The organism is Massilia aurea, from assembly GCF_014200505.1.
GTDB classification, from domain to species: domain Bacteria; phylum Pseudomonadota; class Gammaproteobacteria; order Burkholderiales; family Burkholderiaceae_D; genus Telluria; species Telluria aurea_B.
Genome location: NZ_JACHBX010000004.1, coordinates 297,213 through 322,613 on the forward strand (window position 1 = coordinate 297,213; position 25,401 = coordinate 322,613).

22 protein-coding genes and 1 pseudogene are annotated in these 25,401 nt (G+C 61.7%); 15 read left to right on the plus strand and 8 right to left on the minus strand.

Features of this window, described 5'->3' with window-relative positions:
• Positions 1–3: 3 nt before the first annotated feature.
• The 4 genes from hutG to hutI are packed head-to-tail and all read left to right on the plus strand — an operon-like array spanning position 4 to position 3,963.
• Positions 4–792: an N-formylglutamate deformylase gene (gene hutG / locus HD842_RS18390; protein ID WP_183556203.1), complete on the plus strand. Its 789-nt coding sequence runs from the start codon at positions 4–6 to the stop codon at positions 790–792.
• Positions 789–2,147 (plus strand): formimidoylglutamate deiminase, encoded by a 1,359-nt coding sequence (locus tag HD842_RS18395; RefSeq protein WP_183556204.1) that lies wholly within the window; start codon positions 789–791, stop codon positions 2,145–2,147. The genes hutG and HD842_RS18395 overlap by 4 nt, the downstream gene beginning before the upstream one ends.
• Before the next feature lie 12 nt (positions 2,148–2,159).
• The gene (locus HD842_RS18400; protein ID WP_183556205.1) at positions 2,160–2,768 is read left to right on the plus strand and encodes a HutD/Ves family protein; all 609 of its coding nucleotides are present in this window, start codon (positions 2,160–2,162) and stop codon (positions 2,766–2,768) included.
• Positions 2,761–3,963: an imidazolonepropionase gene (gene hutI / locus HD842_RS18405; protein WP_183556206.1), complete on the plus strand. Its 1,203-nt coding sequence runs from the start codon at positions 2,761–2,763 to the stop codon at positions 3,961–3,963. Before HD842_RS18400 ends, hutI begins: the two co-directional genes overlap by 8 nt.
• A gap of 248 nt (positions 3,964–4,211) precedes the next feature.
• Here the strand turns inward: hutI and HD842_RS18410 are convergent, their stop codons facing one another.
• The 4 genes from HD842_RS18410 to HD842_RS18425 all read right to left on the minus strand — a co-directional run bounded on the left by HD842_RS18410 (position 4,212) and on the right by HD842_RS18425 (position 7,182).
• Positions 4,212–4,703 carry a GNAT family N-acetyltransferase gene (locus tag HD842_RS18410; protein WP_183556207.1) on the minus strand — a complete coding sequence of 164 codons (492 nt, stop codon included), beginning with the start codon at positions 4,701–4,703 and terminating at the stop codon, positions 4,212–4,214.
• The gene (locus HD842_RS18415) at positions 4,700–5,638 is read right to left on the minus strand and encodes a DMT family transporter (protein ID WP_183556208.1); all 939 of its coding nucleotides are present in this window, start codon (positions 5,636–5,638) and stop codon (positions 4,700–4,702) included. The genes HD842_RS18410 and HD842_RS18415 overlap by 4 nt, the downstream gene beginning before the upstream one ends.
• An 81-nt stretch (positions 5,639–5,719) precedes the next feature.
• Positions 5,720–6,166, minus strand: coding sequence for an Mpo1 family 2-hydroxy fatty acid dioxygenase (locus HD842_RS18420; protein ID WP_183556209.1), 447 nt, complete (start codon positions 6,164–6,166; stop codon positions 5,720–5,722).
• Positions 6,167–6,228: 62 nt separating this feature from the next.
• A complete protein-coding gene (locus tag HD842_RS18425) occupies positions 6,229–7,182 on the minus strand; it encodes a LysR family transcriptional regulator (protein ID WP_183556210.1) in 954 nt (317 codons plus the stop codon).
• A 140-nt stretch (positions 7,183–7,322) separates the two neighbouring features.
• On the opposite strand from HD842_RS18425, the gene HD842_RS18430 reads away from it, so the two are divergent.
• The 8 genes from HD842_RS18430 (at position 7,323) to HD842_RS18465 (ending at position 18,139) form a co-directional block, all read left to right on the plus strand.
• Positions 7,323–7,541, plus strand: a complete 219-nt coding sequence (locus tag HD842_RS18430; protein WP_183556211.1) for a hypothetical protein — start codon at positions 7,323–7,325, stop codon at positions 7,539–7,541.
• The gene (locus HD842_RS18435) at positions 7,538–8,383 is read left to right on the plus strand and encodes an alpha/beta hydrolase (RefSeq protein WP_183556212.1); all 846 of its coding nucleotides are present in this window, start codon (positions 7,538–7,540) and stop codon (positions 8,381–8,383) included. The genes HD842_RS18430 and HD842_RS18435 overlap by 4 nt, the downstream gene beginning before the upstream one ends.
• Positions 8,384–8,814: 431 nt before the next feature.
• Positions 8,815–10,008, plus strand: a complete 1,194-nt coding sequence (locus HD842_RS18440; protein ID WP_183556213.1) for an efflux RND transporter periplasmic adaptor subunit — start codon at positions 8,815–8,817, stop codon at positions 10,006–10,008.
• Positions 10,009–10,014: 6 nt separating this feature from the next.
• The gene (locus HD842_RS18445) at positions 10,015–13,197 is read left to right on the plus strand and encodes an efflux RND transporter permease subunit (RefSeq protein ID WP_183556214.1); all 3,183 of its coding nucleotides are present in this window, start codon (positions 10,015–10,017) and stop codon (positions 13,195–13,197) included.
• The gene (locus HD842_RS18450) at positions 13,197–14,708 is read left to right on the plus strand and encodes an efflux transporter outer membrane subunit (protein ID WP_183556215.1); all 1,512 of its coding nucleotides are present in this window, start codon (positions 13,197–13,199) and stop codon (positions 14,706–14,708) included. The genes HD842_RS18445 and HD842_RS18450 overlap by 1 nt, the downstream gene beginning before the upstream one ends.
• A gap of 355 nt (positions 14,709–15,063) precedes the next feature.
• Entirely contained in the window at positions 15,064–16,335 is a 1,272-nt protein-coding gene (locus HD842_RS18455; RefSeq protein ID WP_183556216.1) for a glucan 1,4-alpha-maltotetraohydrolase domain-containing protein, read from the plus strand.
• A 380-nt stretch (positions 16,336–16,715) separates the two neighbouring features.
• A complete protein-coding gene (locus HD842_RS18460) occupies positions 16,716–17,270 on the plus strand; it encodes a DNA-deoxyinosine glycosylase (RefSeq protein ID WP_183556217.1) in 555 nt (184 codons plus the stop codon).
• 314 nt (positions 17,271–17,584) lie between these two features.
• A complete protein-coding gene (locus tag HD842_RS18465) occupies positions 17,585–18,139 on the plus strand; it encodes a hypothetical protein (RefSeq protein WP_183556218.1) in 555 nt (184 codons plus the stop codon).
• A 244-nt stretch (positions 18,140–18,383) separates the two neighbouring features.
• Here the strand turns inward: HD842_RS18465 and HD842_RS18470 are convergent, their stop codons facing one another.
• Positions 18,384–20,840, minus strand: coding sequence for a hypothetical protein (locus tag HD842_RS18470; RefSeq protein WP_183556219.1), 2,457 nt, complete (start codon positions 20,838–20,840; stop codon positions 18,384–18,386).
• 440 nt (positions 20,841–21,280) lie between these two features.
• On the opposite strand from HD842_RS18470, the gene HD842_RS18475 reads away from it, so the two are divergent.
• The 3 genes and pseudogenes from HD842_RS18475 to HD842_RS24185 form a co-directional block, all read left to right on the plus strand.
• The gene (locus HD842_RS18475; RefSeq protein WP_183556220.1) at positions 21,281–22,234 is read left to right on the plus strand and encodes a hypothetical protein; all 954 of its coding nucleotides are present in this window, start codon (positions 21,281–21,283) and stop codon (positions 22,232–22,234) included.
• Positions 22,235–22,693, plus strand: a complete 459-nt coding sequence (locus HD842_RS18480) for a Panacea domain-containing protein (protein ID WP_183556221.1) — start codon at positions 22,235–22,237, stop codon at positions 22,691–22,693.
• Between the two features lie 63 nt (positions 22,694–22,756).
• Positions 22,757–22,906: pseudogene (locus HD842_RS24185) on the plus strand (DNA-deoxyinosine glycosylase); the annotation flags it as partial.
• 45 nt (positions 22,907–22,951) lie between these two features.
• Here the strand turns inward: HD842_RS24185 and HD842_RS18485 are convergent.
• The 3 genes from HD842_RS18485 to HD842_RS18495 form a co-directional block, all read right to left on the minus strand.
• Positions 22,952–23,236, minus strand: coding sequence for a CopG family transcriptional regulator (locus HD842_RS18485; protein WP_183556222.1), 285 nt, complete (start codon positions 23,234–23,236; stop codon positions 22,952–22,954).
• Between the two features lie 27 nt (positions 23,237–23,263).
• Entirely contained in the window at positions 23,264–24,460 is a 1,197-nt protein-coding gene (locus HD842_RS18490) for a tetratricopeptide repeat protein (RefSeq protein ID WP_183556223.1), read from the minus strand.
• Between the two features lie 65 nt (positions 24,461–24,525).
• Complete coding sequence (locus HD842_RS18495) at positions 24,526–25,383, minus strand: HDOD domain-containing protein (protein ID WP_183556224.1); 858 nt, start codon at positions 25,381–25,383, stop codon at positions 24,526–24,528.
• Between the last annotated feature and the right edge of the window lie 18 nt (positions 25,384–25,401).

Consider the following 25,401-nt stretch of genomic DNA (forward strand, 5'->3'; position numbering starts at 1 on the left):
GCAATGGAATTCCGGTTCAAGGCAGGCAGGCTTCCCATGCTGGTATCGATGCCGCATGCGGGCACCGATATTCCCGACGAGGTAGCGCACACGCTGGCGCCATGCGCCGCCGCGCGCGCCGACACCGACTGGCACCTGCCCGAACTGTACGGCTTCCTCGAAGAGATGGGCATCTCGACCATCTCGGCGCGCTGGTCGCGCTACCTGATCGATCTGAATCGCCCGCCCGAAGACACGAACCTGTATCCGGGCCTGGACACCACTGGCCTGTGCCCGCTCGACACGTTCGGGCGCGAACGCCTGTACCGCGATGGCATGGAGCCCGACGGGGCCGAGGTGCAGCGGCGCCTGGCGCGCTACTGGCAGCCGTATCACGCGCAGTTGCGCGCGGAGCTCGACCGCCTGAAGATGGAGCACGGGCGCGTGGTGCTGTGGGAAGCGCACTCCATCGCCTCGATTGTCCCGCGCTTTTTCGACGGCAAGCTGCCCGACCTGAACTTCGGCACGGCCGAAGGCACGTCCTGCGCACCAGGCCTGGAAGCCGCGGTGCTGGACGTGGCGCGGGCGCAGGAGCGCTTTTCGATCGCGCTCAACGGCCGCTTCAAAGGCGGTCACATCACCCGCCACTACGGCCAGCCGGCATCGGGCGTACACGCGATCCAGCTCGAGAAATGCCAGTACCTGTACATGAACGAAGCGCCGCCGTTTGAATACCGGCCTGATGTCGCCGCGACGCTGCAGCCGCTGCTGCGCGACATGATTGGCGCCGCCGTCGACTGGGTGCGCCCATGACAGCGCTGTTCGCGCGCCACGCGCTGCTGCCGCAGGGCTGGCAGCGCGACGTGCTGCTCGAATGGGACAGCGCGGGCGACCTGACGCAGGTTGCCCCCGGCGCGCGCCCGCCACTGAACGTGGCGCGTGCCGAGTACGTGCTGCCGGGGATGGTCAACCTGCACTCGCACGCATTCCAGCGCGCGCTGGGCGGCCTGACCGAAACGGGCAGCGATGGCCCGGACAGCTTCTGGACCTGGCGCGACCTGATGTACCGCTTTGCCGCGCGCATTACGCCCGAGGGGATCGAAGCCATCGCTGCGCAGCTGTTCGCCGAGTGCCTGCGTCATGGCTACACATCGGTCTGCGAATTTCATTACCTGCAGCGCGCTGCCGATGGCGCCAGCTATGCGCGGCCCGCCGAAACCGCCGAACGCGTGGCCGCGGCCGCGCAACTGGCCGGCATGGGCGTGACGCTGCTGCCGGTGCTGTACAGCCATGCCGGGTTCGGCGCACAGCCGCTCACAGCGGGCCAGGCGCGTTTTCGCACGGACGTCGACGATGTGCTGGGCATCGTCGAGGCATTGGCGCCGCTGCGGGGTGGCCAGCTCGAAGTGGGCGCGGCGCCGCACTCGCTGCGCGCGGCCGGCATCGATGCGATCCGCGCGCTGGCGGCCGGCTTGCCCGCCGCGCGGCCGCTGCACATCCACATCGCCGAGCAAGAGGCCGAGGTGGCGCAGTGCATTGCGCACACCGGCCAGCGGCCCGTTGCCTACCTGTTCGACCAGCTCGCACCTGATGAACGCTGGTGCCTCGTGCACGCCACGCATCTTGACGCGGCGGAAGTGACTGCGCTGGCAGCCAGCGGCGCCGTCGCCGGCCTGTGCCCGACCACCGAGGCCAATCTTGGCGACGGCCTGTTCCCGCTGGCGCCGTACATCGCCGCCGGTGGGCGCTTCGGCATCGGCAGCGACAGCCATGTATCGCAGAGCCCTGTCGAAGAATTGCGCTGGCTCGAATACGGCCAGCGCCTGCAGCACCGGCAGCGCAATGTGGCGCACGTGCCAGCGCAGCGCAGCGTCGGCGACTTTTTGTGGCAAGCTGCGTTGGACGGTGGCGCACAGGCCACTGGCCGGCGCGTGGGCGCACTGGCAGCAGGGCGGCGCGCCGACCTGCTGGTGCTGGATGCCCAGCATCCGAACCTCGATGGCGTGGACCACGCCGAGGTCCTTGGCCGCATGGTATTTTGCGGTAACGATAACCTCGTGCGCGACGTGCTGTGCGGCGGACGCTGGGTGGTGCAGGGCGGCCGCCACCGGGCGCAGGAGGCGATTGCGACGCGCTACCGCCAGGCGCTCAGGGATTTGCGTTCTTAGAAAGGTGACCACATGACTGTCTTGATTCCGTTTGCAGGCCTGGCCCCGGTACCGTGGAAGAACGGTGGCGGCAACACGACCGAGATCGCGATCGGCCCGCTCGACGCCGGCTTCGACGATTTCGACTGGCGCGTCAGCCTCGCCACCATCGCCGAAGATGGCGCGTTCTCGCAGTTCGAGGGCGTCGACCGCACGCTGGCGCTGGTCGACGGCCACGGCATGACCTTGCAGATCGATGGCGAGCCGACCCTGATCACGCATGCCGAGCCGGTCGTGGCGTTCGATGGCAGTTCGGAAGTGCGGGCCAAGCTCAATCGCGGGCCGACGACCGACTTCAATGTCATGTCGCGCAGCGAGCGCTGTTATCACCAGTTCGGCCGGCGGCGCCTGAGTGGCGACTCGACTTTCATCGCGCGCGCCGAGATCACGGTGCTGTTTTTGGCCGAAGGCGACAGCCTGCAGCTGGCCAGCGACAGCGAGCGCATTGGCCTCGTGCGCTACGATGCGGTGGTGCTCGATCAGGGCACCGTGTGGACGCTCGAGGCGGGGCAGGCCACCATCTATATCGTCGACGTCCATTATTACTCCGACGACGATGACGATATGGGGATGTATGACTGACCTGCTGCTGTCCAACGTGCACCTGGCCACGATGGACAACGGCTACGGCCTGCTGCACGACGCCGCGCTGGCGATCAAGGATGGCCGCATCGCCTGGATCGGCGCGCGACATGATGCGCCGCCGGCCGCGCACGAACATGACTGCGGCGGCGCCTGGCTCACGCCCGGCCTGATCGACTGCCACACCCACATCGTCCATGGCGGCAACCGCAGCGACGAATGGGAAGCACGCCTGAACGGCGCCACCTATGAAGACATCGCGCGTCAGGGCGGCGGCATCATGGCCACCGTGCGCGCCACGCGCGCGCTCGACATCGATGCACTCGTCGCGGCCAGCTTGCCGCGTGTAAAAGCCTTGCTGGCCGAAGGCGTGACGACGCTCGAGATCAAGTCGGGCTACGGTCTCGCGCTGGATGCCGAAGAACGCATGCTGCGCGCGGCGCGCCGCATCGGCGAGCTGCTGCCAGTGCGCGTCGTGACCACGTTCCTGGGTGCGCATGCGCTGCCGCCCGAATTCGCGGGGCGCCCGGACGACTACATCACCGACGTGTGCGACGTGATGCTGCCCGCGCTGGCGGCGCAGGGCTTAGTGGACGCAGTCGATGCGTTCTGCGAGCGCATCGGCTTTACCAATGCGCAGACCGCGCGCGTGTTCGACAAAGCTGGCGTGCTGGGCTTGCCCGTCAAGCTGCATGCCGAGCAGTTGTCCGACCAGGGCGGCGCCGCACTCGTGGCGCGTCATGGCGGCTTGTCGGCCGATCATCTGGAACATCTGAGCGAAGAGGGCATCGCCGCGATGGCGCGCGCCGGCACGGTGGCCGTGCTGCTGCCCGGCGCCTATTACTATCTGCGCGAAACGGTCATGCCGCCGATCGCCGCTTTGCGCGCTGCCGGCGTGCCGATGGCCGTGGCCACCGACTGCAATCCCGGCACCTCACCGCTGACGTCATTGCTGCTGGCGCTGAACATGGCGTGCACGCTGTGGCGCCTCACGCCGCAAGAGGCATTGCTGGGCGTGACCGCGCACGCGGCGCGCGCGCTGGGTTTGCAGGACGAAATCGGCACGCTCACCGTCGGCAAGCGCGCTGACCTGGCGTTATGGAATATCGCGCGGCCTGCCGATCTTGCCTACGCAATGGGTTTCAATCCCTGCCAGGCCGTCATCCATGGCGGCGTCTTGCGCACCATCGACTGAGTTTTTGACCGCCCGCAAGGCTGTCATCTGCGTTTCGGAGAAGATGAATTTCACGACGTGTAAAAAAAACGGTGACGGCCGTAAGCAAATGTAAGGCTTAATCAATCGTTAAGGATCGCTGGCTATAGTCCTTCTCGTGATTCAACTTCTCCCCTCCCCATTTGCCAAAATGGGTTTGCCCACGGCGCCAACGCGTCGTGGGTTTTTCTTTGTCGGTCGGTTTTCGCGTTAGCCGACATCAGCCGAAATCAGCTGCGTTCGGCCAGCGCCGTCAGGCTCTCGCCCGTCACGCGGCAGATGCGCCACTCGGGCATCACGTCAGCGCCCATCGCCTTGTAGAAATTGATTGCAGGCTCGTTCCAGTCCAACACCGACCATTCGAAACGCCCGCAGCCGCGCTCGACCGCCAGCTGCGCCAGCCGTTGCAGCATGCGCGTGCCGATGTTCTTGCCGCGATGCGCTTGCTTAACATACAGGTCTTCGAGGTACAAACCTTTCTTGGTCAGGAAGGTCGAGAAGTTATGGAAGAACAGCGCGAAGGTGACGACCTCGCCGTTCTCTTCGCCAACGATCGCTTCGCACGATGGGTGGGTGCCGAACAGGCCTTCGTGCAGCAGCGCTTCGGTGGCCACGACCATGTGTTCGAGTTTTTCAAAGACGGCCAGTTCCACGATCATGGCGTGGATGTGGGTGACGTCGTCCGGGCGGGCAGGGCGGATGGAAAATGGGGCAGCGGTCATGGCGATTCGATGGGATTGTTCAGGTTAGCGGATTGGACGATTTTCGGCGCAGGCGCACGCACGGCCCAGGCCACGCTCGCCAGGCACACGATCATGCCGAGAAATTCGAGCGCGCCGGGGCGGTAGTCTTCGAGCAGGACCGACAGCAGCACCGACAGCACGGGCGTGACGACGGTAACGTACACGGCCTTGTTGGCGCCGATGCGGGCGATCAGCGTGAAGTAGGCGAAGAAGGCCACGACGGAGCCGAAGATCGACAGATAAAACAGGCCGGCCCAGTAGGTGCCGCTGTCGGGCAGCGTGAAGGCGTCGCCGTTCGCGAGCGACCACAGCGTCACCATCGACGCGCCCCACAGCATCGACCACGCCATCGTCAGCGGCAGGTTCGCGCACTGCTGCTTGACCTTGGTGACGACAACGCTGCCGCCCGCGCTGGCCATGGTCGCGGCCAGCGCCAGCACGACGCCGGCAATGAAGTGACCGTTGCCGCCGGCCTGGATCGCCTGCCAGGCATCGCCAATGGCGTGCCAGAACAGCAGCGCGACGCCCACCGTGGCGGCCGCGCCGCAGGTCCAGGTACGGCGGTTGATGGCGGTGCCGAAGAAGAGACGGCTCCAGATCGGCGTCCAGAACACCATCAACGCAAACATCACGGCCACCAGGCCGGAGACGACGTGCTGCTCCGCGTGGTAGGTGCAGATATACGAAATGCCGAACGTCAGGCCGCCCTGTAGCGCCATCCAGCGGTGCGTGCGCCAAGGCAGGCTCAGGCGTTCGCGGCGTGCGATGCATACGGCGAACAGGGCCGCGGCGGCGAGGAAGAAGCGGTAGGCCACCGACACCGCCGGTGCGGTGTGTCCCAGTTGCAGGGTGATGGCCCAGAAGGTCGAGCCCCAGATCAGGGACGCGATGGTAAAGAGGATGGGGGAAGACATCGCGGGAGTATAGATGGCCCGCCAAGGTCCTGTCGGCATCAGTTCATCGGCCCGCGCGGCCGATGTAGTAGAAATGCAACATCACCACGCGACCCGGATGCGCCGGTACAGGATGCTCAGCACGAACAGCGGCCCGATCAGCAAGAAGCGCAGATCGTCGAAGAACGATGGCTTCTTGCCCTCGATGTGGTGGCCGACGAACTGGCCGAGCCAGGCCGCCACGAACACGCCGATCGACGTCGGCAGCACGGTCCCGTTTGGCAACATGGCCAGCAGTACCAGCATTGCGCCAGCCATCACGCCCATCCCCAGGGCGAAGGTGCGCGACAGCGTGACGTAATACGCCAGCGCCGCTGCCACCATTAGTAACGCCACGGCCGGATGGAGCGCCCACAGGATGCCCAGCAGGCTGAACACGATTGCCGGGATGCAGACGATGTGGATCAGTTCATTGACGGGATTGCGGTGGCTTTCGCCATAGCGCGCCAGCAGGACATCGATGGCGCGGGGCGTGGATGCGGTGTACATGGCGGCGTCTCCCTGTATTGTTGTAGGGACGATTCTACCGCCGCAATTCCCCGTTCGGCAGCCTATCGTGGCGGCAGCGCCGGCGTGGGCGCCGTGGTGTCGGCCGGCTGCACGCGCAGATGGGCATGGTTCGCGAACAGCTCGGCGATCCATTCGACGAATACGCGCACCTTGGCGGACAAATGGCGGTTGTGCGGATACACGACATGGACGGGAATCGGATCGCAGCGCCAATCCGGCAGCAGCCGCACCATCTTGCCGGTAGCGAGCTGCTCGGACAAAAGATAGTCGGTCATATTGATCACGCCGAGGCCTGCCAGGCCCGCCTTGATATAGGCATTCGAGTCGTTGAGCGCGATGGCACCGGGCAGCATAACCTCGATGCGCTCGCCGTCGCGGGTGAAATCCCAGCCGCTGACCTTGCCCGACTTGGACGAGAAATAATTGACGCAGCGATGGCGCTCCAGATCGTTCGGATGCAGCGGCATGCCGAAGCGCTCGATATACGAGGGCGCTGCGCAGGTGACGAAATTGATCACGCCAACGCGGCGTGCGATCAGGTTGTTGTCGATCAGGTCGCCACCGCGCACGGCGCAATCGACGCCTTCCTCGACCAGGTCGACCGGACGATCGGTGCTGCCCATCTCCAGCGTGATATCGGGATAGCGCGCGAAAAAATCGGGCAGGGCCGGAATCAGGATTTCGCAGGTCAGGCCCGTGGGCGCATCCACCCGCAGCCGGCCACTCGGGCTGAAGCGGTGGCGCGTGAGCGATTCTTCGGCGTCGCGCACGTCTGACAGGATCCGCACGCAGCGCTCGTAATACGCGGCGCCGTCGGATGTCACCGACACGTGACGGGTCGTGCGGTGCAGCAGGCGCGAGGCGAGCGATGTTTCGAGCGCCTGGATCAGTGTCGATACCGTCGCCTTGGGCATTTGCAGCGTATCGGCGGCGCGCGTGAAGCTGCCCGCATCGACGACTTGCACGAACACTTCCATGGCTTGCAGCTTGTTCATCCCAGTTTTCATTCGAAATTAGTGACATTGTTCAGGAATCTGAACAATCAATTCGGTATTGTCATCTTTATCCGATTCGGGATCAAGACTATTATGTGTGCATCGCAACAAAGTATTTACTTGAGAAGACGGAGCAGGACATGAGTATTCGAGATGGCATTTTTACCACGGTTGCAGTCACGCTTAGCGGCGTCGCGCTGGCGGGATTGCTTTGCACGGATGCTTATTCCCGCGCCGCCGGCGCCGAAGCACGCGGTGTGCGGGCGCTGTCGATGCAGATGCAGATGAGCTGCGTAGGCGATTGCGCTGCCGTTGACGAACGCATCGTCGAACTCGAGCTCGGGCAGGTCCCGCGATGAACGCCGTGGGCGACATGCCGGAGCGCGCGCTGAAAGTACGCGACCTCGAGGTCGCGGGCGCCACCGGCCCGCTGCCGGCGCGCCTCTACGCCGCCGGCCCGGCCGCCAAGCGCGACATGCTGGTCGTGTTCTACCACGGCGGCGGCTTCGACAGCGGCGACCTCGATGAGGCGGACGACTTCCTGCGCTCGCTGGCCGAATGCGATCACCTGCCGCTGGTGCTGGCGCCGAGCTACACGCTGGCCACGGTCAGCCCGTTTCCGGCCGCCGTCGAGGATGCGCATGCAGTGCTGCAGTGGGCCAAGAAGAACAAGACCAAGCTTGGCTGGAACGGCAAGCTACTGGTGACGGCCGGCATCGAAGCCGGCGCCAACCTGGCGGCCGTGTGCGCGCTGATGTCGCGTGATCGTGGTGGTCCGGCACTCGCTGGCCAGATCCTGGTCATGCCGATGCTCGATCCGGCCCTGAGCACCGGTTCGATGCGTCAGCTCACGCAATGCTCCGACCGCGAAAAGGCCGCCACGATCTGCGCCGAAGCCTATCGCGGCTACTTGCCCCATGCGGCCGACCGCTCGCATCCGTACGCGGCGCCGCTGCATTCGAGCCGGCTGAAGAACCTGGCGCCGGCACTGATCCTGTCGGCCGAAGACGATCCGCTGCGCGACGAAGCCGAGCTGTATGGCGCAAAACTGATCAATGCGGGCATCTGCACCACGGTGCGGCGCATGGCGCCCGCCGATTTGCAAGACCCCAACGGCCGCAATGAGTGCGCCTGCAAATGGCAGGCGATGGGCGAGATTGCCAACTTCCTGGCGCGGCTGGAGGGGCGGCAGGGGGCTTGACCCGGTCGGGTTGTTCCGATTACGTCATCACAACAATGACGTAGGGTGGGCGGGTTTCCCGCCCACGCGTCCAACGAACGATGGCGTGCCATAACCAGATGAGTTTGAACGCGTGGACGGCGTAGCCGACTGCGCGTCCCGGTCCACCCTACGTACAGCCAGCACGGTAAGTAATAGTCAATCACAATAAGGAAGTGCTAATGAATAACAGCGCCCAGTCGCAGCACCTGCCTTGCCGATAACACACGGCCACCCGCCGGCATAAGCCACCGGCTCTACATCAGCTAACAGAAATTTTTCCACGCCCCGGCGCGGAAGGGGATTCGTTTTGCCTGCGTTTCGTCTGGCCGACATGCCAGCGACGCGGGACGGGGTTCTATTGTCTTTTTTTTCATCGTCGTATTTCATCGTTCTTAATAAAAGGGTTAATCATGAATAACCAATCAGGGATGGGCAAACTGCGCGTCATCATCGCCGCGCTGGCAATCGCAGGTCTCGCCGGCGCCGGTCTCACCGGCTGCGCGGACGCCACCAGCGACGACGCACCGGCAGCAGCAGCGCCAAGTGCGCCGCCAGTCACGAGCGCGGTCGTCATTCAGCGCGCCGTGACGGAAACGCAGGAATTCTCGGGTCGTCTGGAAGCGATCGAAGTCGTTGCAATCCGCCCCCGCGTGTCGGGCTACATCACGGCCGTGAACTTCAAGCCGGGCGCCGAAGTGAAAAAGGGCGAGGTCCTGTTCGTGATCGATCCACGGCCGTATCAGGCCGAAGCCGACCGCACCAAGGCCGTCGCCGCTGCGGCGCAGGCACGCGCCGACCTGGCGCGCCTGGAATTGCAGCGCGCCGAGCGCCTGCTGGCCGACAAGGCCATCGCCCAGCGCGAGTTCGACGAACGTTCGGCCGGCCAGAAAGAACTGGATGCGAGCGTGCGCGCCGCCCAGGCCGAGCACGAAACGGCGCGCCTGAACCTGGCCTATACCCGCGTCACGTCGCCGATCGACGGCCGCGTGTCGAAGGCTGAAATCACCCTGGGCAACCTGGTGGACGCCACCGCGGTCCTGACCTCGGTGGTCTCGCTCGAACGCATCTACGCCAGCTTCGATGGCGATGAATCCACCTACCTGCGCGTCTCGCGCCGCACCAACGCCGGCCAGCCGGTGGACGTGAAGGTGGGCCTGGCCGGCGAAGAAGGTTTCCCGCACAGCGGCAAGCTCGAATTCGTCGACAACCAGCTCGACAGCCGCAGCGGCAGCGTGCGCATGCGCGCCACGCTGGCCAACACCGACCGCGCGCTGGCGCCGGGCCTCTTTGCCCGCGTGCAGATCGCCGGCGGTGCACCGACCCCGCAGATCCTGATCGTCGACCGCGCCATCAACACCGACCAGGACCGCAAGTTCGTCTACGTCGTCGACAAGGACGGCAAGGCCGAATACCGCAGCGTCAAACTGGGCCCGCTGGACGACGGTTTACGCATCGTGCGCGAAGGCCTGAAACCAGGCGAAAAGATCGTCGTGAACGGCCTGCAGCGCGTGCGTCCGGGCGCGCCGATCGCCGCGCAGGTCGTGCCGATGGTGGCCACCGCAGCACCGGCAGCGGCCACCCCAGCGGCTGCAACGGGAGCATAAGTCACCATGAACTTTCCTAAATTCTTTGTCGACAAACCGATCTTCGCGGTCGTGCTGTCGGTGATCATCTTTGTCGCCGGCCTGATCTCGATCTTCATGCTGCCGATTTCCGAGTACCCGGAAGTCACGCCGCCCTCCGTGGTGGTGCGCGCGCAGTATCCGGGTGCGAACCCGAAGGTCATCGCCGAAACGGTGGCCACGCCGCTGGAAGAGCAGATCAACGGCGTCGAAGACATGCTGTACATGTCGTCGCAAAACACGTCCGACGGCGCGCTGGCGCTGACCGTCACGTTTAAAATCGGCACCGATGTCGAGCAGGCCGAGACCGCGGTGCAGAACCGGGTCCAGCGCGCGCTGCCACGGCTGCCCGAAGAAGTGCGCCAGATCGGCGTGACGACCGTGAAGTCGTCGCCCAACCTGACGATGGTGGTCCACCTGAATTCGCCGGACGGCCGCTACGACGACCTGTACCTGCGCAACTACGCGGTGCTGAACGTGAAGGACCAGCTGGCCCGCATCAAGGGCATGGGCGAAGTCCAGCTGTTCGGCTCGGGCGACTATGCGATGCGTATCTGGCTCGATCCGCAGAAGGTCGCCGCACGCGGCCTGACCGCGGGTGACGTCATCGACGCGATCCGCGAACAGAACGTGCAGGTCGCGGCCGGCGTGATCGGCCAGGGTCCGGCCAAGGACGCCGACTTCCAGCTCACCGTGAACACGCAAGGGCGCCTGCAAAGCACCGACGAATTCGGCGACATCGTCCTGAAAACCAATGCCGAAGGCGGCACCACGCTGCTCAAGGATGTCGCGCGCATGGAGCTCGGTTCGAGCTCGTATGCGCTGCGCTCACTGCTGAACAACAAGTCGGCCGTCGCGATCCCGATCTTCGCCGCCCCTGGCGCGAATGACCTGCAGCTGTCCGCCGACGTGCGCACGACGATGGAAGCGTTGTCGCAGGAGTTCCCGGAAGGCGTGAAGTACTCGATCGTGTATGACCCGACCCAGTTCGTGCGCGAGTCGATCAACTCGGTCATCGTAACGCTGTTCGAAGCGGTCGTGCTGGTCGCGCTGGTGGTGATCATCTTCCTGCAGACCTGGCGCGCTTCGATCATTCCGCTGCTGGCCGTGCCGGTGTCGGTGGTCGGTACGTTTGCCGTGATGCTGGCCTTTGGCTTTTCGATCAATACGCTGTCGCTGTTCGGCCTCGTGCTGGCCATCGGTATCGTGGTCGACGATGCGATCGTGGTGGTGGAAAACGTCGAGCGCAATATCGCCGATGGCTTGAATCCGCGCGACGCGACCATCCAGGCCATGAAGGAAGTCAGCGGGCCGATCATCGCCATCGCGCTGGTGCTGTGCGCCGTGTTCGTGCCGATCGCGTTCGTGTCGGGCCTGACCGGCCAGTTCTATCGCCAGTTCGCACTGACCATCGCGATTTCGACCGTGATCTCGGCCTTCGCGTCGCTGACGCTGGCGCCAGCCCTGTCGGCCGCGCTGCTCAAACCGCACAACGCGCCGAAAGACCGCCTGACGCGCATGATCGATGCCGTGCTGGGTCGCTTCTTTGCTGCCTTCAACCGCTTCTTCGGCCGCTCGTCGGTGCGCTATGAACACGGTGTGAAAGGCGTCCTGCGCCGCAAGAGCGCTGCGATCGGCGTCTACCTGGCGCTGGCCGTGGCCGGGGTGTTCATGTTCAAGGCGGTGCCGCCGGGCTTCGTGCCACCGCAGGACAAGGCGTACCTGATCGGCTTCGCGCAACTGCCGGACGCCGCTTCGCTCGACCGCACCGACGCTGTGATCCGCCAGATGTCGAAGATCGCCCAGGAGATTCCCGGTGTCGAATCGTCGATTGCCTTCCCGGGCCTGTCGATCAACGGCTTTACCAATGCGCCGAACGCCGGCATCGTGTTCGTGGGCCTGAAGTCGTTCGATCAGCGCAAGGACAAGGCGAAAAGCGCCGAAGCCATCGCCGCCGAGATCAACAAGCGCATGGGCGCCGTCGAAGATGCGTTCGTGATGGTGCTGTCGCCACCGCCGGTCAATGGCCTCGGTACGACGGGCGGCTTCAAGATGATGATCGAAGACCGCGGCAACGTCGGCTACGAAGAGCTGAACAAGGCAGTCCAGGCACTGACGGCCAAGGCCGCGCAGACGCCGGAACTGGCCGGCGTGTTCTCGGGCTTCCAGATCAACGTGCCGCAGCTGTACGCGGACATCGATCGCGTGAAAGCCAAGCAACTGGGCGTGCCGCTGGCGAGCATCAACCAGACCTTGCAGGTGAATCTGGGCTCGCTGTACGTGAACGACTTCAACCAGTTCGGCCGCACGTATCAGGTGCGGGTGCAGGCCGACGCGCCGTTCCGTTCGCAGCGCGAGCAGATCGAGCAGTTCAAGGTGCGCAGCAATACGGGCGAAATGATTCCGCTGTCATCGATGATGCGCGTGAAGGACACGTATGGTCCGGACCGCGTCACGCGCTACAACGGCTATGTCTCGGCCGAGATGAATGGCGGCGCAGCGCCCGGCGTCTCGTCCGGCCAGGCGCAGGCGGCGATGGAACGCATCGCGAAAGAAGTGCTGCCGAAGGGCGTGTCGTACGAATGGACCGAGCTGACCTACCAGGACGTCCTGTCGGGTAACACGATGATCTATGTGTTCCCGCTGTGCGTGCTGCTGGTGTTCCTGGTGCTGGCGGCCCAGTACGAAAGCTGGACGCTGCCGCTGTCGGTGATCCTGATCGTGCCGATGTCGATCCTGTGCGCGCTCATCGGCGTCAAGCTCACCGGTGGCGACAATAACGTGTTCACGCAGATCGCGCTGTTCGTGCTGGTCGGCCTGGCGTCGAAGAACGCGATCCTGATCGTCGAATTTGCGCGTGAGCTGGAAGACCATGGCCGCAGCGTCGTCGAAGCAGCACTGGAGGCGAGCCGCCTGCGTCTGCGGCCGATCCTGATGACGTCGATCGCGTTCATCGCCGGCGTCGTGCCGCTGGTGTTCTCGAGCGGTGCGGGTTCCGAGATGCGCCACGCCATCGGTGTCGCCGTGTTCTGGGGCATGCTGGGCGTGACCTTCTTCGGCCTGTTCCTCACGCCGCTGTTCTATGTGTTGCTGCGCTCGCTGGCCAAGCGTTTTGAAAAACCCGTGCACACCGCGCCTGCGGTGGCGCACAGCGCAGAAGGAGTGCACTGATGAATACGATGATTGCAAAGGGCGTCGCGCCCCTGTTGGCAGCGTTGCTGCTCACGGCCTGCGCCACGCCCGACTTCGTGCAGCCGCACGTGGCCACGCCGGACGCCTTCCGCGAGTCGCAGGCGCCAGTGCCGGCCGCGGAAGTGGCGGGCATCGACGGCGCGCGCTGGAAGCCGGCGCAGCCGGCCGAGCAGCAGCCGCGCGGCCAGTGGTGGCTGGCCTTCAACGATCCGGCGCTGACCGCGCTGATCGACGAAGCCGCCGCCAACAACGCCAACCTGTCGGTCGCGGCCAGCCGCGTCAAGCAGGCGCGCGCGATTGCCGGTATCGCCGAAGCGGATCGTATCCCGCAGGTCGGCGTGGGCATCGGCGCCCAGCGTGCGCGCCTGTCGCCGCGCGAATCGAACCTGCCGCAAGGCGTGGGGACCGACGCGTACACGAGCTACAGCGCGCGCCTGTCGGCCAGCTACGAAGTCGACCTGTTCGGCCGCGTGGCGGCCGGCGTGTCAGCGGCGCGGGGCGATGCGGCGACGTCCGAAGCCAACTTCCGCTCGGTGCTGCTGGCCTTGCAGGCCGACGTCGCGCAGACCTATTTCAGGCTGCGCGCGCTCGATGCCGAGCTGGTGACGCTGGCCGACACGGTGCGCCTGCGTGAAGAAAGCATCAAGGTCACGCAGCGCCGCTTCGACCTGGGCGACATCGGTGAATTCGACCTGTCGCGCGCCCGCACCGAGCTGTCCACGGCGCGCGCCGAAGCCATTGGCGTGCAGCGCCAGCGCGCAACGACCGAGCATGCGCTGGCGGTCTTGCTGGGCAAGCCGGCAGCCGATTACGTGGCTGGTCCGAGCCCGCTGCTCGATGCGAGCCTGATGCCGGCGATTCCTGCCGGCCTGCCATCGTCGCTGCTGGAGCGCCGGCCCGACATCGTCGCCGCCCAGCGCGCGATGGAGGCGTCGAACGCCCGCATCGGCGTGGCGCGCGCGGCGATGTTCCCGGCCTTGACCATCAATGCCGATGGTGGCGGCGTGGGCGGCGTGTTCTCGGAAGTGTTCAAGTGGAGCAGCCGTTCGTGGGTGCTCGGGGCCCTGGCCTCGATGCCGATCATCGACGGTGGCCGCAACCGCAACAACATCGTGCGCAGCGAAGCGGTGCTCGAAGAATCGGTGGGCACCTATCGCCAGAGCGTGCTGGTGGCGTTTGCCGAGGTCGAGGATAACCTGGCTGGTCTGCGCATTCTGGCGGGGCAGGCCGGTGAGATCGACGCGGCCGTTGTCTCGGCGCGCCGCTCGGCCGACCTGGCACAGAAGCTGTACGACGCCGGCCGCTCGAGCTATCTCGAACTGCTCGACGCCCAGCGCAACCTGGCGGTCGTGGAGCGCACGGCAGTGCAGTTGCGCGGTGAGCGCGCACTGACGACGGTGGCGCTGATTCGCGCGCTGGGCGGTGGTTGGGATGCGGCGCAGCCAATAAATGCAGCGCAGCCAGTAAATGCGGCGGTGGCGCAACGCTGATCCGTGGAGGTAGGGTGGGCGGGTCTCCCGCCCACGCGTTCAACTAGCCGTGGCATATCGCTGAGCGAGGTTGGTTTGAACGCGTGGGCGGCATAGCCGCCCACCCTACGAAAAGTTGTTTGCCCTTTGCGGCGGTGCGTGCAAGCGCACCGCCGTTTTTTTCGTTTGTGTAGCAAAACTACAAAAATATCCGGATTCAATTGACTCTAATAAACGTCAGGAACAGAATCTGTGGGCCGAAAGCGTCCGCTTAGAGACCATGGCAACCAGTTGCGTAGTTTATCTACGTGACCAACAGTACGTCCATCGATGTCCTGAAGGACTGAAACACGTCAATTACACCGGAGGAGACAAAATGAAGAAAAGCATCATTGCCATGCTTGCCACCAGCGTTGTGGCATTGAGTAACCCGGCCCTGGCCGCCACCCCGCCTGCCCAGGCGGGTAACAGTTCAGCCGTGCTGCTGCAGGGCTTCCACTGGAACTCGTCGAGCGCCAGGAGCCCGAACTGGTACAACACCCTGCAGGGCAATGTGGGCGAGCTGAAAACCATGGGCTTTAGCCACGTCTGGTTCCCGCCGCCGTCCGATTCGGCGGCCTCGCAGGGCTATCTGCCGCGCCAGCTGAACAACCTGAATTCCGCCTACGGCAGCTCGGCCGAACTGACCAACGTCGTGCGCGCGTTCACGAACAGTGGCATCAAGGCGGTGGCCGACGTCGTCGTCAACCACCGCGTCGGTACCACCGGCTGGTCGGACTTCACCAATCCCAACTGGACCACGTATTCGATCGTCAACAACGACGAGTGCAACTGCGGCCTGGGCAGCGCCGATACGGCGCTCGGCTTCAACGGCGGACGTGACCTGGACCACCGCAACGTCGGCGAAGTCCAGAACGGCATCACCACGTGGCTGAACTACACGCTCAAACCCGTGGGCTTTACCGGCATGCGGGTGGACTATGTGCGGGGCTTCAGCCCCAGCTACGTCGGGCAGTATGCGAATGCCTTCAACGCCGAATTCTGCGTCGGTGAGCTGTGGAACGACCTGAACCTGAACAACGTCGATGCGCACCGCCAGGAAATCATGAACTGGATTAACGGGACCAGCAACAGCTGCGGCGCGTTCGACTTCACCACCAAGGGCCTGCTTAACGACGCGCTGGCCAACGGTAATTACTGGCGCCTGAAGGATGCCGCGGGCAAGCCGCAGGGCGCCATCGGCTGGTGGCCGGCGATGGCAGTGACGTTCGTCGACAACCACGATACCGGTCCATCCGAAAGCTGCGGCAACGGCCAGAACCACTGGGCGGTGCCGTGCGGTTCGGTGATGCAGGGTTACGCCTATGTGCTGAGCCACCCCGGCATTCCGACCGTGTACTACCCGCACATCTACAACTGGGGGCTGAAGACGCCGATTGCCGCGCTGATGGCAGCGCGCCGGGCAGCCGGGGTGACGTCGACGTCGCCGGTGGCGATCCAGCAGGCGGTGCAGGGACTGTACGCCGCAGTCGTCACGGGCAACACGCGCCAGCTCGCGATGAAGATCGGACCGAACGCCTGGAGCCCGGCCGGCACGGGCTGGGTGCTGCAGACGTCGGGCAGCAATTACGCGGTGTGGATGAAGTAAGGCTGCGCTGTGTGTGACGTACCGGCTGCCGGCCACGGCGGCCGGTCGTCGACGTGCTGCGGCGGCGCGCCGCTACAATGGCGCCATGTCCATCGCATCTGCTTGTGCTCCTGTTCCACCGCTCACCGGCCTCGCGCCCGTGATCGACGCCACGACCCGCATTCTCGTGCTGGGCAGTTTTCCGGGCGCCGTCGCTGGCGGCCGGACAGTATTATGCGCACCAAATTATGCGTGACGAGGCTTGTTCTGTATATATGTAAAATGGGCTCAGAACCTACATGGCGCTAGGGTTCAGGCCCATTCACACAATCGTGATCTGGAGATGAAGTACTCATTTCACATGTTGCTACGTCTAACTCACTACAAGTAAAGTTGTGCCTATGCTAGTTGGCTTGCCGCCCGTTCTTGATCAACAAACCCGTATTGTTATACTTGGGAGTTTTCCTGGTGGAGCGTCACTTTCGGCAAAGCGATACTATGCCCATCCAAGGAATCAGTTCTGGCGGCTTATGTCTGCAGTGACAAACGAGCCTCTTGCGGACATGGATTACGACGAGCGATTAGCTCGCTTGCTTGCTCACCAGATCGGCTTGTGGGACACCATCGCTACTTGCAAACGTGAAGGAAGCTTGGACGCTGCTATTCGCCAGGCACAGGCCAACGAATTCGGCGTTTTGCTACGGCACAGCCCTCATCTTTTCCGCGTCTGCTTCAACGGTAAGACCTCCGGAAAATCCGAGCAACGCTTTAGCATGGCAGGGTTCGAAACCCTCGTATTGCCTTCGTCATCCCCAGCCTACGCTCATATGTCTTTCGACGATAAGCTGGCTGCTTGGAAGAAGGTCGTAGATCCAAAGCGGGCAATCGCGTTGCTGGACGAGGTAGTCCCCGCGATTGACACAATCCACGTGCGAATTCCAAATCTGGGCGCATGACGCGTCTTTTAGCCTAGCAAACATCTTGTTAAGGCTGCACTCGGCCCGTAGCGAGCGCTTGGAGCCGCCATATGGAAGCAACTTCAAGCAGTGCGCCAAAAATAGAGGTGGACTGTCGGTAGAGGTCGACTGTCGGCCGAGGCGGGCAAAACGTCCAGCCCTTGGTGTATTTTGGTAGAGGGGAAAGGTTCAGCAGTTGAAGGCTGCCGTAGAGCATTTGAAAATGCGACAATCCATCACGTTGTGTGTTACCTAAACCTCTAGAGCAGATCGAAACCATGAGACCTACATTAGCTGTCATCTATCAAACCGGCATGCCCGCCGCCTCCTTTGAAGAATTCGCTAGGACGGTGAGCGATGGGTCGTTGGAGGTACATTTGGAGGCGACTGAGCCTCGAGGGCCGCTCGCTGGCATCATGTGGACCATGATGACTGTGAGTGCTGCTTTCATAGGAAGCAATTACTTTGGCGGGATGCTGAAGGAGTTGGGCAAAGACCATTACTTGGTTCTTAAAGATGCTTTGGCTAAGCTGACGCAGAGAACCATGGAGATACCTAGAGTTGAGCCTACGATGTTCGGCACCACTGGGAAGGTTGACCAGACTGATCCATTCTCTATGGGCTTTTCGATCTGGGCTGAGCTTCCAAACGAGAGGAGGGCAAAGCTCCTCATACCGAAGGTAGCCGACAAGGAGGATTACGCCAAGCTAAGCGACGCGTTTTTTGAGTTCGCTAGGCGATGCCACGAAGAAGGCGAAGGCGTACTCACCGGGATTGGGTTTGACGTTTCTCGAAAGAGCGATCCGATTACTGTCGCCTATAACAAGATGACCAGCGCAATTGAGTACGCAAATCCTTTTGCCCGCTAGCGATTAGAACGCTTAACAAAAGCTTTTATTTGCTCTGGAGAGCTAAGCAACCGTACCAGTATTTTCTGCTCTGACCGTCCGCTATCGGTTATTTTTACTTCAGAGGCTGGGCCAGTTTTACTACAACGGACGGCAACGAAGGGATTGCTTGGCGACCTCAGAAATAAACTAATACTTTTCTCGGGCTAGTCGCGCACTGTCCCATAGCATGCTGTTCGTTAGCGAAAAGCTGAAATAGGGCCACTTACAAATCCCATTTCGGCACAGGTGGGAATAACGAAACAAAGGGCTTTGCGTTGACGGCGGCCAGCAGCGCGAGAAGCGTCGGCCAATTGCGGAATAGGTCAACATCGTCGTGGCGGCCGTCGCCAAAGTCTGTGTAGCCGTAGTCTTCGAGCGCGTGCAATGCGCGACGAATGCAGTCTTCGCGAAGTGCTTGAGAGGGAAATAGAAATTGTATGAGGCGGTTCGACACGTTCGCGTAGCTGTGCCGCGTATAAGGAAGGAAATCTATCACAATGCGGCGGACGAAACTTTCGAGTGCCGTTTCATGGGGTTCGCCAATCTCGCTTCGCCAACCCGCCGTAATCCATTTCCACGAAGGCACTTCCTGAGTCTTCGCGAGGCGGTCGGGATGAAGCATATAGAGCAGACGGGCCGTGGGAGAAGCGCCCCAAGGCCACTCCATTGCCGCCTCGACATTAGCAACGTAGTGAAAGCGATTCGGCAAATTGAGTGCTGCAGGAAGATGAGCATCGATTGCCTGCGCGACCCTGACCAGGGCATAGTCGTGCAACGGACGCTCGGTATATGAAGCTAGGATCAGCCTTGAGATCCCTTCAAGCTGCTTGCCGAAATTTTCATAATGCATCGGACGCGTGAATTCGAACGCGACCTCCATTAGCACCGGATGAACTTCAGCACGTTTCTCCAACACCAGCCGACGCATCGCGTCCGAAGAGTTATTGTCGAGCGTATACCAATCGCCGTCCGTGCTCGTCAAAACGCCCATCATTTGCAGGTGTTCGATATATTCGGCTGGCGTCAATTGAACTTGTGTGTTCTCGTGTACACGCTTCGCGATATCGATCATGTTAGGGAGATGACGATTTAAGCTGATTTTAGGGTGCCGTTCCATAACGACAAACCAACCGAGCAGCATAGCTGCATGTCTCGTCGGCTCATGAGGAAAACTCGCCAAGAGAGATAACGTGCGCTCGCCGGTCGTGTCTCGCAGCGCGTCGCGCGCTAACTGGCCCAAAAATTCGCCGTTCGGCTCGGACGGTTTCATAAGCGTGTGGCCCAGTTGGCGATAGTGGGAAGTCGACATCGAGAACAAGGACAAGAATTCTTCCTCCTGCTTTTCAGCGGGATGGACCATTTCACCTATACGTTTTCGCACCAGAATGCCGAAAAATGCCAAACTGAACGGCTCCGTTAGCATCTCCAGCAGCATCTCACGCGCGGCCTGAAGCGATGCCAGCTGCCATCCATATAGACCAGCGTGGTTAGCGACAATTTTCCACCGCCTGTCAGCATCGTAGTGTTCCAAGCCCAGCTCAATTACATGCGGCTCTAGGTGAGTACGCAGATAATTCGGCAGTCGTGCATACACTCCGGTGTCGCAAGTGATGATCAGATACTTGTCTGCCCCACGGCGGTTGAGGAGGGCGGCTAGATCGGCTGCGGGAGTGGATTTGCTTCCACTTTCTAAACTCCAGCCATTCTTCGCGATCAATAGCACAGGGCCAATTGTATTCAGCTTGTCTTCCAGATCGTTCAAATTCCGGAGAGTAAAATGCTGACAGGGATGGTCAATGAGGTCGAAGCCGGCCGCCAAGTGGTCAGCCAACGCCGCCTTGCCGATGTCGGGCGGGCCGATGACGATGACGCACCCCGTATCGTGCAAGATGGCTGCCGCCTCGTCGGCGTTCGAAGGCGGCACATAATACGGCGCGGGCAGGGCCGTACGCCGTGCTCCATGCCTCGCCATTACCGCCGCGACTTCGTCGGCAGAAACGGTATTGGTACGGCGACCCAAGATGCAGTCCCAGAACAGGTTTTTCAGTTCGGTCCGACATGCGGTTACATTAACGTGTGGTACTCCACCTTTTGTCCGCAGCAGCTCTAAGGTATCGGCGACGAGCAACCTTTCCGTAGCATCCGGTTTGATATGGATGCGCCCGATAATGGAATCATGCTGGTCAAGAAGCTCTTTCGGTAATAGTTTCGCTGGTAGCGCTGGCGCATTGGAGAACGATCCGACAAGGCATCGAAGTTCACTCTTGACCTGTGCGTTAGTGATGAAATGGTAGTGCAGTGTTTCGTCGTCCAACAGCAACTGCAGTGCGCTTTGCCGCCGCCGCGTAGGCTCGTCCGCCTCATGCCACGCCGTGCTTCCGGCGAGAACGCGTCTGAACGCAGCCACCGTCCAGACGTCATGAGACAGCGTTTTCATTTGGTACAGAAACGTCTGGTCCTGTTCCGCCAGCACAGTCATGACCGACGATACCTTGTCGGGCGAGGCCGGCTTCACAACGATCTTGGCACACATGTCCTCATGGTTGTCTGGCTCGATAACCACCTCGGACACGCGCCGCTCGCCCAACATTAGCAACAGCGCCTCGTATAACGAGGCAGTAGCCTGGTACTCGTACCCAGCGGCACCGCCCGAATTTCCACTTGTACCTGATAATTCCACATATTCTCCAGCGTCGAGACTTCAAAGCAGTACCGACCTGTCCCAACGATAAGATCGATACCTCGAGCGAGCAGTACGCGCGGCATGTCCCCGTCTGTAGGTACTAACTGCTTTGTACTTAGCGGTGAACGGAAGCCGTGCTTTGCCTCGATCATAACAGCCGCTGGCAGCGCCGCTTCCTCAACTTTTGGCTTGTTGGCCTACTCTCTCTTTACGGTTTAGTTGCTCCAAGAAAACTTTTGGCTCATACGTAACTGACTAACCACAGCGGGAATCGGCGGTATTGACCTCAGACCTTGGCTTCAGGGCAAGTAGATCATTTGACCAGATAGACTATCAAAGTGTCGTGTGTTTCAATATGTCAAAAGACAGAAAGGCCAACTACCTTTATTCATGCCATTGTGATAACATCGTTGCAAATTAATAATTCGTGATGGCCTATGGCTTTGTTTGATGCGACAAGAGCGTTTTTTATCAGGCATGCAAGACTAGTGGCTGTTGTTCAACTTACTAGTGCGTTAGCATTGGGCGGAGGCTCAGTATGGTATGGCGCTTGGTATCAAGACGCACAGGGGGAACTACATGACGAACTTAAGAAATCTAACGCAAAAACTCCGAAACCCAATTTTTGGGCGGTATCTAAAGCAGGATTAAATTGGGCATCGCCTGTTCCGTACACAGCTTTTGGCCTTATTTTTGGGCTTATATCGGGTGCTGGCGTATTTATTACCGCCGCACGCGTAGAAAAATTGGAAGCAGATGCTGCTTCCAATGAAGTTGCACGTCAAACTTTCGCCCGAGACCTGGAAAACGAGCAAGAAGATCATGCTGAAACTCAGAAGTACTATTACGACGCTTTACATGAACATTTAAAGAGATATTGCTGTTCGGAAATTCCGAATTTCGATGACTCGTGTCGCGCCAGCATTTACCGTTATGATGGCGAATCGGGCGTAATGCGTATGGTTTTTCGCCATTGTGCAACGTCTCGTTACAATAGTAAGGGTCGAGTAACCATTCCTGCGAACGAAGGAATAATTGGTGCTGTTTTGCAAAACGGGGACGACGCCTTTATAAATAAGTTGCCAATGAAGACAAGCGTTCCAAAATACAGCAAAGCGGCCAATAAAGTGTTGGGAAATTATGGTACCTCGATCCATGAAAATACGTTGCAGAGATTGAGAATGCCATCACGCTGCTATTACGCTTTCGCCCTGAGGAATATAAGTGATGGTAGTAAGTTTGCTGTGATAGTTCTAGAAAGTACTAATGAAAGTCATTTCGATCCAGATCAAATAAAGCCGGTGTTGGGTAGTCACGCGCATCACGCAGCACAATATGTACGTCATATCATACGTCTAGACACAGTTTTGAACCCTTATGGAGTTTCCTAAATGGGAATTGACGATATTTTATTGTATATCTGCTTAAGATATCCTCGCCCTCAAGAATTGTCGAAGGCTCGATTAACCAAGATGGTTTATTTGGCAGACTGGAACTCTTGTGTGAGAAATGGGCGGCAACTTACTTCAATAAACTGGTATTTTAACAACTTTGGACCTTATGTCGAAGACGTCGTAGAAGCTGCGAAACGATCGCCTATGCTTGATGTAATGGAAACCGAGAATTTTTACGGCGATCCGAAACAGGTAATCAGAGTTCGCCCCGATGCGATTTTGCCTCGTCTCGATCGACCAACACAAGAGATACTAGAATACATCATAGATGAGACAAAGGGTCTTTACTGGTCAGATTTTATTCGATACGTATATGCGACAAAGCCAATAGCTGAGAGCACGAGGTATTCCAAACTTGACCTTGAAAAGTTTGCCCGACAAGCCGGAAACTATTGACGGCTATTATTGCTCTTTAGTTGCAAGGCCAAGCGCTTTTATGTTGCCGTTGTTGCGTAGCGTTGTCTGCTGCTTGAAACCGTCGGCTTCAATGGCAAGACGGCGGGGAAATTTGCACCGCGATTTGCTGCGGCAGGTTATCGGACGGTGCTGCTACCATCGACCTCGCCGGCGGATGCGGCGATGCCCTTTGCGCAAAAGCTGGTGGACTGACGACGCTGACCCGTTCCAGGCCGCAGAGAACGCGACTCGCGCAGCCTATTTGCGCCAGGGTGTCTTGGCAGGTCTGACCACCGACCGATCTGTTAGGCGGCTATGCAGATATGCGCGCACGTCGTCGGGCGCGTAGCCCTGGCCCTGCGCCAACATCTCTGCTCTGGCGTCACGAGCTTGCGCAACGAAGGCGGCACGCTTCTCAACCGCATGGACGGCTTGCCGGATCGCCTCGACCATGAATGCATGCGAGCTGATGCCAAGCACGTGGGCAGCATCGATTGCGCGCTGCTCGAGTTCATCGGTAAGTTTCAGTGGGATCGTTGACATGGGATTGTGCCTCGTTTGCGAGCCTGCCTACCGGATATGCGTCCCGGTCCCCGCCGCCATCTTCCGCAGATACGCCAGCTTCGCCACGTACACCTCGCGCATGTCCTGCCGCGTGCTGTGGTCGACCGCCAGCGCGATCTGTTCCCGCGCATCACGCACGTGCTCCAGCTGCAGGTGGGCGACGCCCAGCCAGAACCGGAACTCGTCGTTGTACGGCGCGCGCTGCACTTCGCGCGCGAAGTGGGCCACTGCGTCGTCATAGCGGCCGGCCTTGAGCGCGGCCGTGCCCAGATCAAAATAGTGATATGGCGGCGTCGGATCAACCGCCGCGATGCGCGCGGCCAGCGCCGCCGCTTCCAGTGGCCGGCCCAGCGCCACCAGCACCGGCTGCAGGTTGTGCAGCACTGCCAGGTTCTCGGGCTCGCGCACCAGCGCGGCCTGGAACGCGCGCTCGGCCAGCGCCGGTTCGCCATGCCGCTGGTAGATCACACCCAGCGTGTTGAGCGTGCTCGCCACGCCGGGCCGTGCCAGGACCGCCGCGCGCGCCCACCAGTAGGCGTCGTCGCGGCGGCCCTGCACCAGTGCTTCGGCGGCGCGGTTGTTCAGGAACAGGGCGACGATGTCGTCTTCTTCGAGCTCGCGCGTGCGCAGGCGCGCGGCCTCGTCGCGCGGGATGAAATCGACGACCAGCACGCGCTGCGGGTGGTAGCCGCGCGGCGCGTCGGCCGGGCGTTCGCCCAGGCTGACGTTGATGTGGGAGCTGGACAGGTACAGGCCCGCAGTGCGGCTCCAGGTGTTGTCGACGTCCACGCTCTGGAACCGGACCGGCATGCCCAGCTCTTTGGCAAAGGCCGCCGTCATGATCACCAGCGACAGGCAGTTGCCGGTGCGCGCGGCGTAGGTCTGGCTGGCGGTGCGGGTGGTGGTCGATTCGTACTCGAGCTTGAGGTCGGACTTGCTGTAGAGCGCATCGACCAGGCCGTGCTGCAGGCCTTTGGTGCGCAGGCGCGACGTGAATGCGCTGCTGTTCAGATAAGTGCGCATCGCGGTGCTGAGCGCGAACAGGTCATGCGCGCCGATGGGCTCTGAGGGTGGCGCGAAGCGCGCATCGGCAAACAGGGCCGCTGGCGGGGCAGGGGGAGGAGCGAGACTGGCGCAGCCGGCCAGCAGCATGGACAAAAACAGCCAACCGAGCGACAGCCAATTGAACAATACCCAGCGCATGGCGCCTCCTGCAAACGAGCGTACTGACAAGGCAGTATCCGCTCCCTTGCGGGCGAAGTCAAAACTCAGTCTTCGTGAAACGCTTCCAGCAGTTCGTCCATGATCTCGGCGGTTTCTTCGTCCGACAGGCCCAGATAGGCGCAGGCGGCGACGCCGCCCTTGTTCCATTCGTTCGACTCGGCGTGGCCCTGGTAGCGGCAGATCGCGTTCTCGGCCAGCAGCGACAGGGCGACCAGCGAGCGCACCGGCCCCGCGGTGGCGGCGTCGTCGATCACGGCGAAATCGTGATGATGCAGGATGGCCCAGGCGACGTGGTCGGACAGGCCCCAGTTACGGGCCAGCAGGCAGCCCATCGCGGCGTGGCTGGTCGCGTGGCGTTCGTTTTCGAGGTCGGTGAACGGGCGATGGGCTTCCATCGACGCCGCGCCGTAGGTCACGTCGTAATCCTTGAAGCGGTCCATCAGGAGCGGCACGCCGGTGTCGCAGAACAGGCCGAACGTGTGCGCCACGTCGGCCTCGCCCATGCGCAGACGGCGCGTCAGGAACACCATCGCGTGCGCGCGGCGGGTCGAGATGTCCCAGAAGCTGGCCAGTGCGGCGCTGTTCACGGGAATCGCCTGGCGCGCCAGCAGCCCGGTCATCAGGGCCGCGACCTGGTTAATCCCCAGGAACAGGATGGCCTGCTCGATCGACTTGGCCTTGCGGCGCCCGCCGTAGACGGCCGAATTGGCCAGCTTGAGCAGGGCGCCGGACATGCCGACGTCGCTCGCCACGATCCGGCCGATGGCGTCGGGCGATGGATCGTCGGCCCCCAGCTCGCGCTGCAGATCGGCGAGCAGGCTCGGCCGCGGTGGAATGCGGATCGACTTGATCAGGGCATCGACCTGGTCGGTTTGGGGGGCGGATTCGACGACGGTATTCATGAAATGGCGGGGCACGAG

Coding starts and splice junctions, on each gene's coding strand:
- HD842_RS18400 (WP_183556205.1), top strand. CDS start 2,160: ATGACTGTCTTGATTCCGTTTGCAGGCCTGGCCCCGGTACCGTGGAAG.
- HD842_RS18495 (WP_183556224.1), bottom strand. CDS start 25,383: ATGAATACCGTCGTCGAATCCGCCCCCCAAACCGACCAGGTCGATGCC.
- hutG (WP_183556203.1), top strand. CDS start 4: ATGGAATTCCGGTTCAAGGCAGGCAGGCTTCCCATGCTGGTATCGATG.
- HD842_RS18450 (WP_183556215.1), top strand. CDS start 13,197: ATGAATACGATGATTGCAAAGGGCGTCGCGCCCCTGTTGGCAGCGTTG.
- HD842_RS18395 (WP_183556204.1), top strand. CDS start 789: ATGACAGCGCTGTTCGCGCGCCACGCGCTGCTGCCGCAGGGCTGGCAG.
- HD842_RS18440 (WP_183556213.1), top strand. CDS start 8,815: ATGAATAACCAATCAGGGATGGGCAAACTGCGCGTCATCATCGCCGCG.
- HD842_RS18460 (WP_183556217.1), top strand. CDS start 16,716: ATGCTAGTTGGCTTGCCGCCCGTTCTTGATCAACAAACCCGTATTGTT.
- hutI (WP_183556206.1), top strand. CDS start 2,761: ATGACTGACCTGCTGCTGTCCAACGTGCACCTGGCCACGATGGACAAC.
- HD842_RS18435 (WP_183556212.1), top strand. CDS start 7,538: ATGAACGCCGTGGGCGACATGCCGGAGCGCGCGCTGAAAGTACGCGAC.
- HD842_RS18410 (WP_183556207.1), bottom strand. CDS start 4,703: ATGACCGCTGCCCCATTTTCCATCCGCCCTGCCCGCCCGGACGACGTC.
- HD842_RS18480 (WP_183556221.1), top strand. CDS start 22,235: ATGGGAATTGACGATATTTTATTGTATATCTGCTTAAGATATCCTCGC.
- HD842_RS18425 (WP_183556210.1), bottom strand. CDS start 7,182: ATGAACAAGCTGCAAGCCATGGAAGTGTTCGTGCAAGTCGTCGATGCG.
- HD842_RS18455 (WP_183556216.1), top strand. CDS start 15,064: ATGAAGAAAAGCATCATTGCCATGCTTGCCACCAGCGTTGTGGCATTG.
- HD842_RS18445 (WP_183556214.1), top strand. CDS start 10,015: ATGAACTTTCCTAAATTCTTTGTCGACAAACCGATCTTCGCGGTCGTG.
- HD842_RS18475 (WP_183556220.1), top strand. CDS start 21,281: ATGGCTTTGTTTGATGCGACAAGAGCGTTTTTTATCAGGCATGCAAGA.
- HD842_RS18485 (WP_183556222.1), bottom strand. CDS start 23,236: ATGTCAACGATCCCACTGAAACTTACCGATGAACTCGAGCAGCGCGCA.
- HD842_RS18465 (WP_183556218.1), top strand. CDS start 17,585: ATGCCCGCCGCCTCCTTTGAAGAATTCGCTAGGACGGTGAGCGATGGG.
- HD842_RS18420 (WP_183556209.1), bottom strand. CDS start 6,166: ATGTACACCGCATCCACGCCCCGCGCCATCGATGTCCTGCTGGCGCGC.
- HD842_RS18430 (WP_183556211.1), top strand. CDS start 7,323: ATGAGTATTCGAGATGGCATTTTTACCACGGTTGCAGTCACGCTTAGC.
- HD842_RS18415 (WP_183556208.1), bottom strand. CDS start 5,638: ATGTCTTCCCCCATCCTCTTTACCATCGCGTCCCTGATCTGGGGCTCG.
- HD842_RS18490 (WP_183556223.1), bottom strand. CDS start 24,460: ATGCGCTGGGTATTGTTCAATTGGCTGTCGCTCGGTTGGCTGTTTTTG.